The organism is Actinomyces slackii, assembly GCF_900637295.1.
In the GTDB taxonomy this organism is placed as follows: domain Bacteria; phylum Actinomycetota; class Actinomycetes; order Actinomycetales; family Actinomycetaceae; genus Actinomyces; species Actinomyces slackii.
Genome location: NZ_LR134363.1, coordinates 1,522,273 through 1,541,471, shown reverse-complemented (window position 1 = coordinate 1,541,471; position 19,199 = coordinate 1,522,273). Strand labels below are relative to the sequence as shown.

Here is a 19,199-nt window from a genome sequence, read left to right as displayed (position 1 = left end):
GCGCTCATCGGGCCAATTCAGCATCGCGAGCCTACTCCTCCGCACCCGGAACACCGACAGACTGATGGTCCCACAACGATCGCATCGTGAGACGAGTGGCTGAGATCCATCTCCCAGCCCTCGGCTCGCACCACACGCGGCACGCCACTGCCCCCGGCTCACCGATCCCATCACCAGGAGTCTCGCCGGCCCCGACAGCAGCACTGAGATCAGCACGGACAACCGCACTGATCGACGGCGCAGCGCCGCCGCGCAGGCGGTGAGGCCGGCCTCCCCTCAGGGCGGCCGGCCTCACGGTCACCGGGCATGCATTGGGCAAGCACCGGGCAAGCACCGGACAAGCCAGTGCTCAGGCCTGCACGCGCTCCATGACCAGCTCGCGCACGCGCTTGGCGTCGGCCTGCCCCTTGGTGGCCTTCATCACCGCGCCGACGATCGCCCCGGCGGCCTGGACCTTGCCGGAGCGGATCTTGTCAGCCACATCCGGGTTGGCGGCCAGCGCCTCATCGACCGCGGCGAGCAGTGCGCCGTCGTCGGAGACGACCTCCAGGCCACGGGCGGTGGCCACCGCCTCGGGATCACCCTCGCCGGCCAGAACCCCCTCCAGGACCTGGCGGGCCAGCTTGTCGGTCAGTCGCCCTGAATCCACCAGCCCCTGGAGCTCGGCGATCTGCGCGGGGGTGACCGCCATGTCCTCCAGGGCCAGCTCCTGCTCCTTGGCGGTGCGGGAGAGCTCACCCATCCACCACTTGCGAGCGGCCTGTCCCGTGGTCCCCGCCTGGGCCGTGGCCTCGATGAGCTCCAGGGCGCCGGCGTTGACGACGTCGCGCATCTCGGTGTCGCTCAGCCCCCACTCGGCCTTGAGGCGGCGGCGCTTGGCGGCGGGCATCTCCGGCAGGCCGGCGCGGATCTCCTCAACCCACTGGCGCGAGGGCGCCACGGGGACCAGGTCGGGCTCGGGGAAGTAGCGGTAGTCGTCGGCATCGGACTTGACCCGGCCGGCGCGCGTGGTGCCGTCGGCCTGACCGTGGCGGGTCTCCTGAAGAACCTCTCCCCCGCTGGCCAGGATGGCCGCCTGGCGGGAGATCTCGTAGCGGACCACCTGCTCGATCCCGCGGAAGGTGTTGACGTTCTTGGTCTCCGTGCGCGTGCCCAGCGGGGCGTCGGGGGACTCCCGCAGGGAGACGTTGACGTCGGCGCGCACGTTGCCGCGCTCCATGCGGGCCTGGGAGACCCCCAGCGCCCTGAAGATGTCCCGCAGGGTGCGCACATAGGCGGCGGCCACCTGCGGGGCCCGGGCACCGGCGCCCTCGATGGGACGGGTGACGATCTCCACCAGGGGGACGCCAGCGCGGTTGTAGTCCACCAGGGAGTACTGGGCTCCCTCGATCCGGCCCTCGGCCCCACCGATGTGAGTGTTCTTGCCCGCGTCCTCCTCCATATGGGCCCGCTCGATGGGGATCGTGAAGGCGGTGCCGTCCTCCAGCTCGATCTCCAGGACGCCGTCATAGGCGATGGGCTCATCGGACTGGGAGGTCTGGAAGTTCTTGGACAGGTCCGGGTAGAAGTAGTTCTTGCGCGCGAAGCGGCAGGACTCGGCGATCGAGCAGCCCAGCGCGAGCCCGATGCGGATGGCGTACTCCACGCCGGAGGCGTTGACCTGGGGCAGGGCGCCGGGCAGGCCCACCGAGGTGGGGGTGACCATGGTGTTGGGCTGGGCGCCGAAGACATTGGGGGCGGCGTCGAACATCTTGGTGGCCGTGCCCAGCTCGACATGCACCTCCAGTCCCAGGACCGGGTCGTAGCGGCGCACCGCCTCCTCGAAGTCCATCAGGGTCTCGCTCATCGCTTCTCCTCCAGCTCGGGAGCCCGGGACAGCAGCGGCGCCCCCCACTCCTCCTCCAGGGCGGCCTCCAGGACGGCGCCCACACGGTACAGACGGTCATCGGCCCGCTGGGGGGCCAGGATCTGGAAGCCGACCGGCAGGCCGTCGTCGCTCAGCCCCGAGGGCAGGCTCATGCCGGGCACGCCCGCCAGGTTGGCCGGGATGGTGGTGACATCCAGCTTGTACATGGCCAGCGGGTCGTCCTTCTCCCCGAATCGGTAGGCCGTCACCGGGGCCGTGGGCGAGACCAGGACGTCGAAGCCCTGCCAGGCCGCGGCGAAGTCGCGCTGGATGAGCGTGCGCACCTTGAGGGCCGAGCCGTAGTAGGCGTCGTAGTAGCCGGCGGACAGCACATGGGTGCCCAGGATGATCCGGCGCTTGACCTCATCGCCGAAGCCCGCCCCGCGCGTGGCGGCCATGACCGTCTCCGCCGTGACCGGGCCGGAGGCGGGCTCCACGCGCAGGCCGTAGCGCACGCCGTCGTAGCGGGCCAGGTTCGAGGAGGCCTCGGCCGGCATGATGAGGTAGTAGGCGTCCAGCGCGTACTCCAGGTGGGGCAGGGACACCGTCTCGACGCTGGCCCCAGCGGAGCTGAGCAGCTCCAGGGCGGCGTGGAAGGAGGAGACGACGCCGTCGTGGTAGCCCGGTCCGCCGTCGAGCTCGGCGATGACACCCACGCGCAGGCCGGTGAGGTCTCTGCCTGCCTGGGCCTGGCGCACCACCTGGGCCATGCCGCGCGGCGCGTCGGCCAGGGAGGTGGAGTCCAGCGGGTCGTAGGAGGCGATGACGTCGTGCAGCAGGGCGGTGTCCAGGACGGTGCGGGCCATGGGCCCGGGCGTGTCCAGGGAGGAGGCCATGGCGATGACGCCGTAGCGCGACACGGTGCCGTAGGTGGGCTTGACCCCCACGGTTCCCGTCACGGCCGCGGGCTGGCGGATGGAGCCGCCGGTGTCCGTGCCCAGGGCCAGGGGGGCCTGATAGGAGCCGACGGCGGCCGCCGAGCCCCCTGAGGAGCCCCCGGGGATGCGCTCAAGATCCCAGGGGTTGGCAGTGCGCTTGAAGGCCGAGTGCTCCGTGGAGCCGCCCATGGCGAACTCATCGAGATTGGTCTTGCCCAGGATCGGGGTGCGCGCGGCGCGCAGGTTGGCCACCGCGGTGGCGTCGTAGGGGGGGATCCAGCCCTCAAGCATCCTGGAGGCGGCCGTCGTGGCCTGCCCGCGGGTGACGAAGAGGTCCTTGACGGCCACCGGCACCCCGGCCAGCTCGGCGACCTCCTCGCCGCTGCGCCTGGCGGCGTCGGCGGCATCGGCATCGGCCAGGGCGCGCTCGGCGTCGACGTCGAGGAAGGCGCCCACGGCTGCGTCGACGGCGGCGATGCGGTCCAGGTGGGCGCTGGTCAGCTCGCGCGAGGAGACCTCGCCCGACGCCAGTGCCGCGGCCTGCTCGGCGGCGGTGGAGGTGATGGACAGGCTCATGAGGCGCTCTCCTCCCCCAGGATCTGGGGCACGAGGAACATCGAGTCCTCGGCCGCCGGGGCTCCGGCGAGCAGCTCCTCGACATCCAGCACGGGACCGGGCTCATCAGGCCGCAGCACATTGGTCAGGGGGACGGGATGCGAGGTGGCGGGCAGGTCCGGCGTGACCACGCTGGTGACCCGGGCGAAGGAGGAGGCGACGGCGTCCAGCTCGCCGGCCAGGCGCTCCACCTCCTGGGGGCTCAGGGCCACGCGCGCCAGTGCGGCGACACGGGCCACCTCGTCGGATGAAATGGCTGACATGGGCGCGAGTCTAGATGATGGACTCCCCCGGCCGGGCGGCCCCGCAGGCACTGAGGGCCACGGGGCCAGAATCCGCCAGGCGGGCGCACGGCTGGCATGGGTCGGCATGGGTTGGCATGGGTTGGCATGGTGGGCACTGCCCATTCATCCTCCAGGCGGAGGCGGTGCACGATGGAGTCGTGATCACTTTGTGACCGTCTCGGGCCGAAGCGGGCCGAAGCGCCGGAGCGCACCGGGCCCGGCTCGCGCGACCCGAGACCAGACCTGCCCCGAATGGAGACGGACCTATTCGACATGACCGCCATCCCCACGCATCTCACAGTCGGACACCGGCGCCATGTCCTTGACACCGCCCCTTTTCACGACTGTGATGGGCACGGAGATTCTCGCCTTGGTGCCAGCAGGGCAGAGCATGGTGCGGTCGGGTCCAGGACTGACCATGATCCGCGCTCCGCTGATCGCTGCCCGGACTGAGAGGACAAGGATTCATGAGCAACGACGAGTTCGCCCCGGGCGACCCGATGACCGAGGCCATCGACGCCCCGCAGGAGACCGCTGTGCTCTCCTCGCCCTACGGCATGTCGATCGCATCCGTGCCGCGCCCAGCCTCATCGGCCAGCGCGCAGGAGGCGGGGGTCGCTGCGCCGCCCCCCGCTCGCCGCGGCTCAGGACTCTCCATGTCGGCCGCCACCCCGGTGGAGGCGGTGGAGGCAGTGGAGACAGCGGACCCCGGCGCCGTCCCCATGGCGCCGCAGGATGCGCCGACTCCAAGCCCGCAGCCCGCTGACGCCGTGGACACTGACGCCGTGGATGAGGCCCCGGTCGCCTCGGCGGTGGACGCGCCCGAGCCGGCCCCCCTCGATGAGCCGACCGCGAGCGCCGTCGCGCCCGCCCAGGGCACTGAGGGCGCCGAGCCCCTGGAGGCCGCCCCGCCCGCAGCGCCCTCACCGACCGCCGGCCCTCAGGATGAGGCCACCGACAGCGCTGGGCCCCACAGCACTGGGATGGCCGACCAGGATGAGACCCCGACCCCCGCGGAGGGGATGCCGGCCCAGGGCCCGATGCGGACCTCCATCCTCAGGTCCGAGCCCCTGGCCCCGATGGCTCGGGCGACCGCCGCTGACGCGCCGCTGGAGCCCGAGCCCGTTGAGCCTGAGGAGCCGGCACTGGCGGCCTCGCACAAGAGCGCCGGGAGCGCTGACGCCAAGAGCACCGACTGGAGCCGGGAGCCCGTCTACGACGCCGGACCGCGCCGTCGTCGCTGGCCCCTGTGGGTGGCGGCCGCGTCCTTCCTGCTCCTGGGGGGCGTGGGCGCTGCGGGATACGCCTATGCCTCCCACTACGACGACCTGGCCGTCCCCGGAACCACTGTCGCGGGGACCGACGTGGCCGGCAAGAGCCGCGAGGAGATCGTCAAGATCGTCCAGGACAAGGCCGGTGAGGCGACCGTCTCCATCTCCGGGGATGTCACCGCCACCGCCACGCTGGCCGAGGCGGGGGCCACCGTGGATGCCGAGGCGACTGCGGATGCAGTGATGGCCCATGGCGACGGGATCGTGGATCGCTTCCGCGCCCTGGTCAGCGATAAGAGCATCCCGGTGGTGGTCACCACCGATGAGCAGGCCGCCGCTGACTACGCCACCGGTCTCATCCCGGCCGACCGCGCCAAGGCGGTCAATGCCTCCGTGGTCCTGGGCGAGGACGGCTCCACCTTCTCGATCACGCCCTCCTCGGCGGGGACCTCCCTGGACTCGGCCTCCTTGAGCCAGGCCGCCACGAAGGCCGCCCAGTCCCTGAGCCCCACCAGTGTCGAGCTGACCTTCTCCACCTCGGATCCCGCTGTCTCCGACGCTCAGGCGCAGACCGTGGCCGACAAGGCCAACACCTGGGTGTCCCAGGATGTGGTGATCACGGTCGGCGATGATGAGTCCTACACGGCGGACACCCAGGAGAAGGCCTCCTGGATCACGATCTCCGAGTCCCCCGACTCCGCCCCCACGATCGCGGTGGACTCGGGCAAGGTGGGCGAGTGGGTCACGCTGATGGCGCAGGACGCCCACAAGGACCCGGTCAACGGGGTGCGCAATGTCAACCCCAAGGGCCAGGTGGTGGAGACCTCGGTGGAGGCGGAGAACGGGCGCACCATCGACAATGCCGACGCGGTGACCGCCTCCATCGTTGAGTCCCTGGGCGCGGGCAAGGCCTACTCCGGGAGCTTCGAGACCACCACCGTGGAGGCCACCTGGAAGGATCGCACCATCGCCGAGGGCGCGGAGAAGCTGCCCTACCAGGCCGCGCCCGATGAGAAGTGGATCGACGTCAATCTCACCAACTACACGGTGACCGCCTACCAGGGGGCCACCGTGGTGCGCGGCCCCATGTCGATGGTCGACGGCGCCGCCGAGACCCCCACGGTCGAGGGCACCTACAAGGTCTACCTGCAGTACCCCTCCCAGACCATGGAGGGGGACAACGTGGACGGGACCCGCTACAAGGTCGAGGATGTGCCCTGGGTGACCTACTTCCACGAGGGCTACGCCTTCCACGGCGCCCCCTGGCGCTCCAGCTTCGGCTACTCGGCCTCGCACGGCTGCGTCAACATGACGGTGGCCGACGCCCAGTGGATCTACAGCTGGGTCAGCACGGGCACCACGGTGGTCAGCCACCGCTGAGCCGGCCCGTCGGATCGCCCACGACGAACATCAGCAGGCCCGCCCGATCATTCGGGCGGGCCTGCTGCTGACTGTGACCGGGCCCTGCCGCGGGCCCGGGCCCCTCTCGGCGCCTCAGGTCACTGGCCGGCCGCCTGCTCCACGGCGTCGGGTCCGCCGGCCAGGAGCGCGACGAAGCCCTCCTCGTCCAGGATGGTCAGGCCCAGCTCGCGGGCCTTGGCCTCCTTGGAGCCGGCCTTGTCCCCCACGACGACGTAGCTGGTGCGCTTCGAGACGCTGCCGGCCGCCTTGCCGCCCCGCTCGATGATCGCCTCCTTGGCCCCATCGCGGGTGAAGCCCTCCAGGGAGCCGGTGACCACGATGGTCAGGCCCTCCAGGACACGGCCCGCCGGCTGCCCCGTCTCCTGGGCGCCGGCCTCCCCGGCCAAGGTGTGCGCCCCGCCCGCATGGCCCTCATCGGCGGTGCGCACCCCGGCGGCGGCCCAGCGCTCGAGGATCTCCCGATGCCAGTCGACCTCCAGCCAGGAGCGCCAGGAGGCGGCGATGGTGGGCCCCACCCCCTCGACCTGGGCGAGCAGCTCCTCATCGGCCTGGCGCAGTGCCTCGATGGAGCCGAAGCGCGCGGCCAGGGCGCGTGCGGCCGTGGGGCCCACGTGGCGGATCGACAGGGCCACCAGCACCCGCCACAGGGGCTGGGAGCGAGCCGCGCGGAGCTGGGCCAGCATGGCGGTGGCGTTCTTGGCCGGCGCGGTGGGGCGCTTGATCTCGCCCTTGGCGGTGCGGATCTCCTTGGACCAGAAGTAGCGGCTGCGCCGCCAGTCCCCGGTGGGGGCGCCTCGCCGCATGATCGGGCGCCACACGTGCACCTCGCGCAGGTCCTCGGCCACCAGGTCGAAGATGCCCACCTCGCCGGTGAGGACCGGCTCCTGGAGCCCGATCCCCGCCTGGTCGAGCATGGCCTCGACCGCTGCCATGCGCTCGGCCGGGGCCAGGGCCTCCAGCGCCTGGGGCTCCAGGGCGAGGGGGCCGGTCTCGGTCTCCAGGGTGCCGCCGGCGGCCAGGGCGGCCAGGGCCTCGGGGCGGGAGGCGTCGGGGCGGGTCAGGGCTGCGGCCGCCTCATCGCCCAGGCCCTCGATGTCGAAGGCCCCCCGGGAGCCCAGGTGCGCTACCCGCTCGGCGAGCTGGGCGGGGCAGGATCGGGTGTTGGGGCAGCGCAGGTCCACATCGCCGTCCTTGGCCGGGGCCAGGTCGGCTCCGCAGGAGGGGCAGGCCCGGGGCATGACGAAGTCGCGCTCGGAGCCGTCGCGCTCGTCGATGATCGGCCCCAGGATCTCGGGGATGACGTCCCCCGCCTTGCGCACGATGACCATGTCCCCGATGCGCACGCCCTTGCGGGTCACCTCGGTGGCGTTGTGGAGGGTGGCCCGGGCCACGGTGGAGCCGGCCACGAGCACGGGCTCCATGATCCCGAAAGGCGTGACCCTGCCCGTGCGCCCCACCTGGACGTCGATGTCCAGCAGGCGGGTGTGCACCTCCTCTGGCGGGTACTTGTAGGCCGCCGCCCAGCGCGGGACCCGGGAGGTGGCGCCCAGGGCGCGCTGGGCGGCCCGGTCGTCGAGCTTGAAGACGATGCCGTCGATCTCGTGAAGGAGGTCATGGCGGTGCTCGGCGTAGCGGGCGATGTAGGCCTGCCTCTGGGCGCTGCCGCGCACGACGGCGTTGTACGGGGAGACGGGCAGCCCCCAGGCCTCCAGCAGCTCGTACCACTCGTGCTGCAGGGCCGGGGGCTGCCAGCCGGGGGCCGGGCGGATGGCCCCCACCCCGTGGGCGATCATGGCCAGGGGGCGCGAGGCGGTGATGGCCGGGTCCTTCTGGCGCAGGGAGCCGGCCGCGGCGTTGCGGGGGTTGGCGAAGACCTGGAGCAGCGGGGAGCCGGCGGCCTGCCGCGCGAGGTTCTCGGTGCGGCGGGCCTCGTTGAACTCGTGGAAGGCGGCGGTGGGGAAGTAGACCTCGCCGCGCACCTCGAGCAGCTCGGGATGATCCTGTCCTGCCAGGATCAGGGGGACCGAGGCGATGGTGCGCACATTGCCGGTGACGTCCTCGCCGGTGGTGCCGTCCCCGCGCGTGGCCGCACGGGTGAGCGCGCCGTGCTCGTAGGTCAGGGCGATGGCCAGTCCGTCGATCTTGACCTCGGCGGTCATGGCCGCCTCGTCGTCGGGGACCCCGGTCTCCACGGCCATGCGGGTGGCCCAGTCCTGGACCTCCTCGATGGAGAAGACGTCCTGGAGGGAGTACATGCGCTCGTGGTGGGGGGCCGGGGCGAAGTCCGTGGTGGCGCGACCTCCCACCGAGCGGGTGGGCGAGTCCTGGCGGGCCAGGGCGGGGTGGGCGGCCTCCAGCTCCTCCAGCTCCCTGTAGAGGCGGTCGTAGTGGGCATCGGATACGGGGCTCTGGGACTCCACGGCGTTGTAGTAGGCGTCGCGGGCCTGCTCGATCATCCGCACGAGCTCTGACCAGCGGGAGCGCGCCGCGGCGGGGATCGCCGTCAGCGGCGCCTGGGGGGTTGAGGAGGCTGTCATGGTGCCTATCCTGCCTCCTTCGCCCCGTCCGCCGGCGCGGGGCGCGTCCTGGTGGCGCCTGCCCCCGTCCCCGTGGATGGCGGGATGCCGGGGTGAGCCGTGGCAGGAGCCTGTGGAGAAGGCGTCAGATCCCCCCGCGTGTCCACAGGGCGGGGGATGTGTCATGACACCGCCCTCGCTCATGCCCACCCTGGTGCCCATGAGCACAGCAGTGATCGACGCGGCCTCGGCGAGCACCGCCACGGCCATGACGACCATGGCAGCCCCTGCCGACCAGGAGGGCGGGCTCGGGCCGGCCCCGAGAGCGGACATCCCCGGCGCGGCGGGCGGGCAGGATCCCGCCATGAGCTGCGCCACCGCCGCGGTGGAGGCGCTGGCCTCGACCTGGCACCTGGCGATCCTGGAGGGCCCCGACGCCGGGCTCGTCCTGCCGCTGCCCACCAGCGGCTCGCTGGGGCGCGGCGCCGTGCTGCGCGACCCTCAGGTCTCCCGCTGCCACCTGCGCGTGCGCCAGCGGGCGGGGCGCGTCCTGGTCCGGGACGCCGGCTCGGCCAACGGCACCCGCCGGCGGGCGGCCGGCCTGTGGTGGCGCCTTCGCGGTGAGGCCCGTCTTGGCGAGGGGGCGCGCCTGCGCCTGGGGGCAACGGTGGTCGAGCTCCGCCGTCGTCCCCGAGAGCTGAGCGTGCCCGCCCCTCCCCCGCCCCGATCCGCCGCCTGGATGCTCGCGGGATCCATGATCTGCATGCTCCTCATGGTCGGCCTGGGAGCCGTGGTCATGCGAGGCGGCGGGCGCAGCACCATGGGACTGCTCATGCTCGCCCCCATGGCCGTGATGACCGCCATGAGAGTCGTGCCCCTGCTCGCCTCCCGTCGGGGCGCGGGCCTGGCCTCCACGCGCCCTCCCCGCCGCCTGCGCCATCCGGGGTGGCGCGGCGGAGAGCCCGATCCGCCCACCATGCTGCTCGCCCTGGCCGCTCGGTCACGGGGGCCGCATGCGCTCGGCTCCGCCCCGGGCGGCGCATTCGGGGAGGCTCCGCCATGGGACGGCGCCCCGCTGCTGGCTCGTGCAGGGGGCGGGGATCCGGGCTCCGTGAGCCCTGAGGACGGGCAGTCCCGCTCCTCGTGGCGCCGCGGTGGCTCCGGCCGCGCTCAGGCCCAGGAGGATCTGCGAGCGTGGACCGACCGTCCCGAGCGCCGTCGGGTCCTGGCCCTGGCCGACGGCGACTGCCTGGCCCTGACCGGCCCGGGCTCCCACGACACCATGGCCTGGTGGTGCGCCCAGGTCCTGGCCCGCGGCGACGCCACGGCGAGGCTCAACGGGTCGGCCGTGGAGCTGGCATGGGGGGCGGGAGCGCGCGAGCGCCGCGCCGCCATCATGTCCTGCCCCACCGATCGGATCCCGGCCAGGGCCGTGACCGCCAGGAGCGCTCCGGCCGGGGCTCCTGCCTGCTCCCCGGCCTGGTGGGACGCGGTCTGCCTCCTGGGCGGTCTGACGCCCGACTCGGCAGGGCCGGGCGGCGGCGGGCCCCCGCCTCAGCGGGTGCTGCTGGCGGAGGTCATCGGCGAGACCGACCCCGAGGAGCTGAGGCGGTCCTGGGCCCGCAGGGCCCAGGGTGGGGCGGGGGGAGGGCTCGTGGCCGTGCTGGGCGTGGGGGCGCGCGGCCCGGTGCGCGCCGACCTGGTGGCCCACGGCCCGCACGCCCTGCTGGCGGGGACCACGGGATCGGGCAAGTCCGAGCTGCTCATCTCCTGGCTCCTCCAGCTGGCGCTGGAGGCCGGTCCCGCTCAGCTGAGCCTGGTGCTGGTGGACTACAAGGGAGGCGCGGCCTTCGGGCCGCTGGTGGGGCTGCCCCACACCGCCGGCGTGCTGACCGACCTCGACCCTGCGGGGACCCTGCGGGCGCTGTCGAGCCTGGAGGCCGAGGTGCGTCGCCGCGAGCGCCTCCTGGCCCTCCACGGCGTCAAGGACGCCTCCTGCCTGCCGCCCGAGGCCATGCCCCGCCTGGTGGTGGCGGTCGATGAGTTCGCGACCATGGCCGCCGAGCACAAGGAGGTCCTGGACGCCCTGGTGCGCGTGGCCGCGCAGGGCCGCAGCCTGGGCATTCATCTCATCCTGGCCACCCAGCGGCCCCAGGGGGCGGTCTCAGCGGCGATCCGGGCCAATACGGCCCTGCGGGTGTGCCTGCGGGTCCTGGATGCCGCGGACTCGCGCGATGTCCTGGGCCACGACGGCGCCGCCCGGCTGTCGCGCCATCCCGGCCGGGTCATGATCTGCGGGGCGCAGGCCGAGGGCGCCGCCCAGGTGCTCCAGGCCCCCTGGTGCGGGTCGCAGGCCGAGGTCGAGGAGATGGTCGGGCTGATCGCCAGGGCCGCCCAGTCCGGGGCCGCGCCGTGGCGGCCCTGGGCCCCCGCCCTGCCCGAGCGCATCGATGCCGACGGCGCGCGCAGGCTCGTGGCCGGGCTGCCTGGGCATGGCGCGGCCGGTCAGGGGCGGCAGGCCGCGCAGCCCGCCGACCAGGGCGGTCAGAGTGACCAGAGCGGCCAGGATCGGGGCGTGCTGCTGGGGCTGACCGATCTGCCCGAGTCCCAGAGCCTGGGCCTGTGGCACTGGAGGCTCGGGCAGGGGCTGCTGGTGCTGGGCTCGCCGGGATCGGGGCGCAGCAGCGCCGTGCGCGCCGCGGCGCTGGGCGCCCTGGACCAGGGCGTGGGCGTGCACCTGTGCTCCTCGCGGCCGGTGGGGATCGATGCGGGGGCGCCGGGGGTGGGCAGCGTCGTCGGCCCCGAGGATCCTCGGCGCCTGGCCAGGGTCTGGTCCCTGGCGGCCAGTGGGGAGCTGGCCGGGGACCTGGTGTGCCTCGACGACGCCGATGGGCTCCTGGCCGCCGTCGATGAGGCCCTGGGCGCCGGTGAGGGGCACGCCCTGCTCGAGGCGATGATCCGCGCCGCGTCTGCCACGCGGACCCACATGGTCATCAGCGCTCCCCTGGCGGCGGCAGCAGCGCGCTGGGCCACCGGCCTGGGACTGCGCCTGGTGCTGGGGGCCTCCTCGGGGACGCAGGCCTGCCTGGCCGGGCTTCCCCGCGGGATGGTCACCGGCTCCTCGCCGGGGCGGGGCGTCATCCTGGAGGGGGCGACGGCGACCTCCTGCCAGGTGGTGATGCCCGCTGCGGCCGGGCCGGCCCGGCAAACAGCCGGGGGCCGGGGCCCCGCCCGCCCGGCGCTGCGCGTCGAGCCCCTGCCGCGCCTGGTGCGCGCCTCGGAGCTCGAGCAGGACGCCTGGGCCGTGGGGGGTGATGAGGCACGGCCCATGCGCCTGGCCCCAGGGACGAGCGTCCTGGTGGTGGGGCCTGCCGGCTCCGGGCGCTCCACCGCCCTGGCCGCACTGCGCAGGAGCCTGGTGGCGGCAGGAGGCCAGGCCCTGGTGGTTGATGATCTGGATCGCGCCGATGCGGCCGCATGCGCCCAGGTGGAGGCCGAGCTCCTCGCGGGCGGCTGCGTGCTGGCCGCGGCCATGACGGAGCGAGCGGCGGCCACCTATCGAGGAGCGCTGGCGGTTGTGCGCGAGCGCGGGGCGGTGCTCGTGCTGTGGCCGGCGATGGGACCGGCGGCCCAGGTGGCGGGGATGGGGCTGCGCGCCTTCAGCGATCCCAGGGCCGCGACTCTGCCCGGTCGCGGGGTGCTGGTGCACCGCGGAGTCTGCACGCCTGTGCAGGTGGCGGCGGGAGACGTGACCATGTGAGCGATTCCCGAACAGGTCCTGTGAGGATCACGACAGGGTGTCGGCGCAGGTCTCACTGTCGGACTCTTGCCTGGTGACGTGCGGCATGTGAAGGTTGGACCCAGATATCGGCGCTGCCTCCGCCCACGCGGGGCCCGCGGCCGTTGGCAGGAATGAAGGGAGCCCTCATGGATTGGCGCAGTCAGGCAGCATGCCTCACCGTGGACCCCGAGCTCTTCTTCCCCGTGGGCAACACCGGCCCGGCCATCGCCCAGATCGCCCAGGCCAAGGAGGTGTGCGCCCGCTGCGAGGTGGTGGACACCTGCCTGAAGTGGGCGCTGGAGAACGGCCAGGACGCCGGCGTGTGGGGCGGCATGAGCGAGGACGAGCGCCGCTCCCTCAAGCGCCGGGCCGCCCGGGCGCGCCGCTCCTCCTGAGCGCCGGCGCTCGCCCGCCCCGCGGGCATCGCAGCGGGCCTCATCGGCCTCCACTCAGTGGGCCGGTCCCAGGTGGGCGTGGATGACGACGTCGGTGCCCCCGCTCTGCGAGGCCGGCTGCCAGTCGATCGATCCCCGCAGCTCCCCGCGCACCAGGGTGGTCACGATCCGTGTGCCCAGGCCGGTCATGAGCGTGCCCGGCGCCAGTCCGGCGCCGTTGTCCATGACATGGACCTCCAGATCGTCCCCGTCACGATGGGCCCGCACCACCACGCGTCCGTCGCGCCCATCCAGCCCGTGCTCAACGGCATTGGTGACCAGCTCGGCCAGGACCGTGGCCAGGGCCTGGGCGGTGTCGGCCCGCACGATCCCGAAGGTTCCCTCCAGGGCGGTGCTCACCTCCCCGCTCGGAGTGGCCACCACGGCCGCCATGCGCAGGATGGAGGAGAAGACCTCATCGAAGTCCACCCGCTCGTCAACATTGCGGCTCAGGGCCTCATGGACGGTGGCGATCGTGGTCACGCGCCGCTCGGCCTCGGCCAGGGCGTGACGGGTCTCCTCATTGGAGGCGCGGCGCGCCTGCATGCGCAGCAGGGCCGAGACCGTCTGCAGGTTGTTCTTCACCCGGTGGTGGACCTCGCGGATGGTGGCGTCCTTGTTGAGCAGGACCTGCTCGCGGCGCCGCACCTCGGAGACATCGCGCACCAGCAGCACCGCGCCGGCCCTCCTGCCCTCCAGCTGCAGCGGGATGGAGCGCACGGCCAGGAACACCCCGCTGATCTCCACCTCGGTCAGCCAGGCCTGGCGCCCCATGAGGACCACGGCCAGGGTCTCATCCACTGGGGTGCGCGCCGGGATGATGGAGGTCACGGCCTCGGCGAGCTGGCATCCCTCCAGCTCCCCGACCAGTCCCAGCCGGTAGAAGCAGGAGCGCGCATTGGGGCTGGCGAAGATGACGGTGCCGTCCTCGTCCAGGCGCAGGACGCCGTCGGCCACGCGGGGCGTGCCGTGGCGGATCGTGGTGCCCGCGCCCGGGATGGGGAAGCTCCCCTCGGCCATCATGCGGCACAGCAGATCGGCCAGATCCGACATCTGGCGCTCCACGACGATGCGGCCCCCGCGCATGACCCCCACCGCGGACTCACGGGTGACCACGGCGATGGCGCGGCCCTGGCGGACCACGGGCACGTACTCCTCGTGAACGGCGATGCTGCCCGTCCAGTAGGGCTCAACGGCATCGCGGATCTGCGCTCGAGCCAGGGCCTGGGAGGCCATGGCCTCGCGGGCCGCGGGCATGCGCCTGCCCACCACCTCCTCGACATGGACGGTGTGACCGCCTGAGGGGCGGGTGTGCCCGGCCGCCACGAAGCGCCCGGAGCTGTTGAGCACCCACAGGACCAGGTCCGAGGTGGACAGGTCGGCGATCACCTGCCAATCGGCCACCAGCTGGTGGAGCCAATCCAGATCCACATCGGGCAGATCCGCGTCGTCTCGCAGGGCACTGAGCAGGGAAGTGGACACAGGAGAAGGCTATAGTCCCGGCCGCCGCCAGGCTCGTCAGACGCCTGATGTGTCCGCGCAGTGCGCGCCAGGCGTCCATCCGGAGCACCGCCCGCCTCCCGGGAAAACCGCGCGCTCGCGGGCGAATCAGGGGGCCGTTCGGCTCGTGGCGGCCCGCCGGGCGTGGCAGGATCAGCCCATGAGGAAGACACTCACCATCACCTACCCCGCCGATCCCACTCGCACCAGCGCCATGCTGGCCGATCCCGAGTACCACAAGACCCGCGTCTCCCGCGTCGGCCTGGAGGACGCCACCATCGAGGTCGCCCCGCGCGGCCAGGGCTTCGTGGCCTCCCTGTCCGGCAGCGTCGACCCCTCGAGCCTGCCGGCCGTGGCCGCCAAGATCGTGCGCTCCGGCGTGTCCTTCACCGTGACCGAGTCCTGGGGCGAGCCCGCCGCCGACGGCTCGCGCACCGGCGCCTACGACATCGATGTCAAGGGCGCTCCCGTGCGCGCCAGCGCCACCACCTCCATGGCCCCCCAGGGCGAGACCACGGTGGTGACCGTGGACCTGGATGTCAGCGTCACCGTCCCCCTGGTGGGCAAGACCATCGAGGAGAAGGCCGCGGGGCGCATCGGCGCCGCCGTGGCCGATGAGGAGGCGCGGGCCGCCGCCTGGCTCGCCTCCCACTGACGCCACGGACACCACTGACGTCACTGCCACCGCTTCCCTTGCCCGACGCCTGCCCCGCGTGGTCGGATCCCCCGATCCCCGCGGGGCGGGCGACTTTCTTCCCGGTTCCGCCCGGGGCGCAGCCGGGGCGCCGATATGGCTCGGCACGGCCCGGCCATGGCACGATCACCGCATGAGCGCGAATCCTGCCAACCACACTGACCACGCTGACCCCACCAGCCCCCGCCAGGCCGCACCCGGTGCGGTGTGGGCCGAGCGCACGGGCACCCGCCAGTACATCGGCCGCAACTCCAAGGGCGCCGAGGTGCGCGTGGGCATGGGCCCTGGTGAGTTCTCCCCGGGCGAGCTGATGAAGATCGCCCTGGCCACCTGCAACACGCTGTCCGCCGATCACCGCCTGGCCAAGGCCCTGGGCGAGGGCTTCACCGCCACCGTGGGGTGCTCCTCGGTCAAGAACGAGGCCGAGGAGCGCTACGAGTCCTTCCAGGTCGAGATCGTCACCGACCTGTCCGGCCTGGAGGACTCCGCGCGGCAGACCCTGACCCGGCGCGTCGAGGCCGCCATCGAGCGCGGCTGCACCGTGGGGCACACCATCGAGCAGGGCGCGACCATCACCATGGAGCTCGTCGACCCCGACGAGGACTGAGAGCCCGGCGCCCCGCACCCGTAGCGATCACAGCCCCAGGAGGATCCATGCCCTCTGCCTCAGGCAAGGCCACCGCCGTCGAGCAGGCGCTCGACAAGGCCATCGCCATTCCGGCAGCCCGCATCTCCGAGCGCGTGGCCCGCATGCGCCGCGATCGCCCCGGCGCCGACACCGCCGAGCTGGTGGAGATGGCGGCTGCCCGCTTCCGCCGCGAGGCGGGACTGTCCTCAGGGGCCGTGGGGGCCTCTGCGGCCCTGCCCTCGGTGGGCACCGGCGCCGCCGCGGTCCTGACGGTGGGCCAGACCGCGGTCTTCATCGCCTCGGCCGTCACCTACGTGCTGACCGTTGCCGAGCTCCAGGGCCTGCGGGTGGTGGATGCCGAGCGCCGTCGGGCCCTGGTGCTCTCGGCCCTGCTGGGGCGCGAGGGCTCCGAGGCGGTCCAGGGCCAGCTGGGCCTGAGCTCCCTGTTCTGGGCCGCCCAGATGCTCGCTCAACTGCCCATGCCCACGGTGCGCTCGGTCAACGCCCAGCTGGCCAAGCGAGTGGCCAAGCGCGCCGCCACCCGCGGCGGGGCCCTGGCCCTGGGGCGCCTCATCCCCTTCGGGGTGGGGGCGGCCATCGGCTGGACCGGGGGCCGGGCCCTGGCCAACCAGGTCATCGAGGGCACCCGGGCGGCCCTGGGGCCTGCCATCGTGCTGCCCGCTCACGCCGAGGTGATCGAGGCATGAGCGGCTACCCGGCCCTGGAGGAGATGGGGCTGAGCGCTCCCCGGGGCGCCGATGTGGCCTATGAGAACCTCCTGGCCGAGGTCCTGGCCCACGGGGCGCCCAAGACCGATCGCACCGGGACCGGGACCCGGTCCCTGTTCGCCCGCCAGCTGCGCTACGACCTGGCAGCCGGCTTCCCGCGCGTGACCACCAAGTTCGTGGCCATGAAGGCGGTCAAGGGAGAGCTCCTGTGGTTCTTGCAGGGCGCCACGAATGTGCGCTGGCTCCAGGAGCGGGGCATCACCATCTGGGATGAGTGGGCCGATGCCGACGGCGAGCTCGGCCCGGTCTACGGCGCGCAGTGGCGCTCCTGGCCCACGCGCTCGGGCGCAGCGGTGGACCAGATCGCGAGCCTCATCGAGACGCTGCGCACCGACCCGGACTCGCGGCGCATGCTGGTCTCGGCCTGGAACGTCTCCGAGCTGGGGGCCATGGCCCTGGCTCCCTGCCACGCCTTCTTCCAGTGCCATGTCTCCGGCGGCCGCCTGAGCCTTCAGGTCTACCAGCGCAGCGCGGACATGTTCCTGGGGGTGCCCTTCAACATCGCCTCCTACGCGCTGCTGACCCATATGCTGGCCCAGCAGGCGGGCCTGGAGGTCGGCGAGCTGATCTGGACCGGCGGGGACTGCCACATCTACGACAACCACGTCTCCCAGGTCCGCGAGCAGCTGGCCCGGGTCCCCCGGGCCCACCCCTTCCCCGTGCTCCGCCTGGAGCCGGCCGAGTCCATCGACGCCTACACCATGGAGTCCATCGACGCCTCCCAGGGCTACGAGCATCATCCGGCGATCAAGGCGCCGGTGGCGGTCTAGGCATGGGCGCGCCTGGTGGGCCGGGCCCGGGGCCGGGCGGCCTGGGGATGATCTGGGCCCAGGACATCACCGGGGTCCTGGGCGCCGAGGGCGACATGCTGTGGCGGGTGCCGGCGGACTTCCAGCACTTCAAGGCCTCGACCATGGGCTGCGGCCTGGTCATGGGGCGCACCACCTGGCAGTCCCTGGGCGGGGCCCTGCCCGGTCGGCGCAATGTGGTGATGACCAGGGACCCCTCCTGGAGCGCGCCGGGGGCCCTGCGCGCCTCCAGCCTGCGCGGGGCCCTGGCCACGGCGGCCGCCGGGCTGAGCGCGGAGCTGGGCCCGGACCCCCGCCAGGGTCAGGCGCGCCTCCTGCCGCGCCTGTGGGTGATCGGCGGGGGCAGCGTCTACGACCAGGCGATGGCCGCGGGGCTGCCCGATGTCCTCGTGGTCTCGGTGCTGGATCTGGACGCCACGGCGGTCGCCCGCGAGCGCGGCCTGCCCGACTCCTCCCTGGTGCGGGCCCCGGGGATCTCCTCCCAGGAGTGGGTCATCGATCCGGCCGGCTCGGACCCCCCGGGGCTGTGGCGGCCGGTCTCCGGCGATGCGCGCTGGCGCGTGGAGACCTGGCGCCACCTGTAGGCACTCCCCTGCTCGCGCCGAGGTAGACATTGTCCGCCGAGATCGACACATTCGCCGTCTACCTCGGCGGGGAATGTCTACCTCGGCGCGGGGGCGACGGAGTCGCGCTCGACGAGCCTGGGCACGAGCACCTGGTCGGTGGCCAGATAGCGCTGCTGGGCGCGCCCGATCGCCCGCTCCAGGGCCAGGCGCGCCATGAGGCGGGTGTCCTGATCGATGGTGGTCAGCGGCACCGGGCAGGTGCGGGCCCTGCGGGAGTCATCGAAGCCGATGACCGAGATGTCATCGGGCACGCCGATGCCACGGACGGCCAGCTCCTGGACCATTCCCGCGGCACAGCGATCATTGAAGGCGGTGATGGCCGTGGGCCGCTCGGTCAGGCCCAGCACGTCATGGACAGCGCGGGCCCCGTCCTCCTCCTCCAGCCCCCCGGCCACCACCGCGGCGCGCGAGCCGAGCCCGTGGGCCGTCATGGCCGCGCGATAGCCGCTGCGCCGCTCGGCGGCCGAGGGGGCCCGACCACCGTCGACGTGCACGATGCGACGATGCCCGGCGGAGACGAGACGATCGACCGCCAGGCGCTGGCCCCCGGCGTCGTCGATCCGCACGGTGTCCACCCCGGGCACGCTCATCGGCCGGGCGACGACGACCACCGGCACCTCCTGAGCCAGTGCCCTGAGCCGGCGAGTCCCCATGGCGGGGGCGAGCATGATGATGGCCTCGCAACGGTCTGTCAGGAGCGTCTCGACCGCCTGCTGGTCGTCGACCGGGCCGACGACGGCGGACAGGACCATCTCGTAGCCACTGGCCCCGATCGCCTCGTACAGGCCGGCCACGAGCTCGGCGTGAAAGGGCTGGAGCACCCCGAAGGTCACGCCGATGAGACCCGAGGCGCTGCGGCGCAGGGCGCGGGCGCGCTGGTCGGGCCGGTAGCCGATCTCCTCCGCCACCGCGCGCACCCGCCTGCGCGTCTGCTCCGAGGCCCCGGGAGCGCCGCGCATGACGATCGAGGCCAGGGACACCGAGCAGTTGGCGCGCTCGGCCACCTCCACCAGGGTCACCCGCCCGGTCCTGCGTGATGATGGCATC

14 protein-coding genes are annotated in these 19,199 nt (G+C 73.1%); 8 read left to right on the top strand and 6 right to left on the bottom strand.

The window, feature by feature from the left end; translation table 11 throughout:
* Window positions 1-349: 349 nt before the first annotated feature.
* The 3 genes from gatB to gatC are packed head-to-tail and all read right to left on the bottom strand — an operon-like array spanning window position 350 to window position 3,662.
* The gene (gene gatB, locus EL266_RS06435; protein WP_026426937.1) at window positions 350-1,846 is read right to left on the bottom strand and encodes an Asp-tRNA(Asn)/Glu-tRNA(Gln) amidotransferase subunit GatB; all 1,497 of its coding nucleotides are present in this window, start codon (window positions 1,844-1,846) and stop codon (window positions 350-352) included.
* Window positions 1,843-3,360: an Asp-tRNA(Asn)/Glu-tRNA(Gln) amidotransferase subunit GatA gene (gatA, locus tag EL266_RS06430; RefSeq protein ID WP_026426936.1), complete on the bottom strand. Its 1,518-nt coding sequence runs from the start codon at window positions 3,358-3,360 to the stop codon at window positions 1,843-1,845. The genes gatB and gatA overlap by 4 nt, the downstream gene beginning before the upstream one ends.
* The gene (gene gatC, locus EL266_RS06425) at window positions 3,357-3,662 is read right to left on the bottom strand and encodes an Asp-tRNA(Asn)/Glu-tRNA(Gln) amidotransferase subunit GatC (protein WP_026426935.1); all 306 of its coding nucleotides are present in this window, start codon (window positions 3,660-3,662) and stop codon (window positions 3,357-3,359) included. The genes gatA and gatC overlap by 4 nt, the downstream gene beginning before the upstream one ends.
* Before the next feature lie 488 nt (window positions 3,663-4,150).
* Between gatC and EL266_RS06420 the strand changes: the two genes are divergently transcribed.
* Complete coding sequence (locus EL266_RS06420) at window positions 4,151-6,334, top strand: L,D-transpeptidase family protein (protein WP_232012129.1); 2,184 nt, start codon at window positions 4,151-4,153, stop codon at window positions 6,332-6,334.
* Window positions 6,335-6,453: 119 nt separating this feature from the next.
* Here EL266_RS06420 and ligA read toward each other — a convergent pair whose 3' ends face one another.
* Window positions 6,454-8,913 (bottom strand): NAD-dependent DNA ligase LigA, encoded by a 2,460-nt coding sequence (gene ligA, locus EL266_RS06415; protein ID WP_034514861.1) that lies wholly within the window; start codon window positions 8,911-8,913, stop codon window positions 6,454-6,456.
* 163 nt (window positions 8,914-9,076) lie between these two features.
* Here ligA and EL266_RS06410 point away from each other — a divergent pair, with 163 nt between their 5' ends.
* A complete protein-coding gene (locus EL266_RS06410) occupies window positions 9,077-12,652 on the top strand; it encodes an FtsK/SpoIIIE domain-containing protein (RefSeq protein ID WP_126412233.1) in 3,576 nt (1,191 codons plus the stop codon).
* Between the two features lie 167 nt (window positions 12,653-12,819).
* Window positions 12,820-13,068 carry a WhiB family transcriptional regulator gene (locus EL266_RS06405; RefSeq protein WP_026426934.1) on the top strand — a complete coding sequence of 83 codons (249 nt, stop codon included), beginning with the start codon at window positions 12,820-12,822 and terminating at the stop codon, window positions 13,066-13,068.
* Between the two features lie 54 nt (window positions 13,069-13,122).
* Here EL266_RS06405 and EL266_RS06400 read toward each other — a convergent pair whose 3' ends face one another.
* The gene (locus EL266_RS06400) at window positions 13,123-14,589 is read right to left on the bottom strand and encodes a sensor histidine kinase (RefSeq protein WP_034514860.1); all 1,467 of its coding nucleotides are present in this window, start codon (window positions 14,587-14,589) and stop codon (window positions 13,123-13,125) included.
* Between the two features lie 178 nt (window positions 14,590-14,767).
* Here EL266_RS06400 and EL266_RS06395 point away from each other — a divergent pair, with 178 nt between their 5' ends.
* From EL266_RS06395 to EL266_RS06375, 5 genes are all read left to right on the top strand, one after another.
* Window positions 14,768-15,262, top strand: a complete 495-nt coding sequence (locus EL266_RS06395) for a DUF2505 domain-containing protein (RefSeq protein ID WP_026426932.1) — start codon at window positions 14,768-14,770, stop codon at window positions 15,260-15,262.
* 172 nt (window positions 15,263-15,434) lie between these two features.
* Window positions 15,435-15,908, top strand: a complete 474-nt coding sequence (locus EL266_RS06390) for an OsmC family protein (RefSeq protein ID WP_026426931.1) — start codon at window positions 15,435-15,437, stop codon at window positions 15,906-15,908.
* A gap of 47 nt (window positions 15,909-15,955) precedes the next feature.
* Entirely contained in the window at window positions 15,956-16,636 is a 681-nt protein-coding gene (locus tag EL266_RS06385; protein WP_026426930.1) for a hypothetical protein, read from the top strand.
* A complete protein-coding gene (locus tag EL266_RS06380) occupies window positions 16,633-17,487 on the top strand; it encodes a thymidylate synthase (RefSeq protein WP_026426929.1) in 855 nt (284 codons plus the stop codon). The genes EL266_RS06385 and EL266_RS06380 overlap by 4 nt, the downstream gene beginning before the upstream one ends.
* 2 nt (window positions 17,488-17,489) lie before the next feature.
* Window positions 17,490-18,110: a dihydrofolate reductase gene (locus EL266_RS06375; protein WP_051281134.1), complete on the top strand. Its 621-nt coding sequence runs from the start codon at window positions 17,490-17,492 to the stop codon at window positions 18,108-18,110.
* Between the two features lie 77 nt (window positions 18,111-18,187).
* On the opposite strand, the gene EL266_RS06370 is transcribed toward EL266_RS06375, so the two are convergent.
* A complete protein-coding gene (locus EL266_RS06370; protein WP_026426927.1) occupies window positions 18,188-19,198 on the bottom strand; it encodes a LacI family DNA-binding transcriptional regulator in 1,011 nt (336 codons plus the stop codon).
* Window position 19,199: the final 1 nt, after the last annotated feature.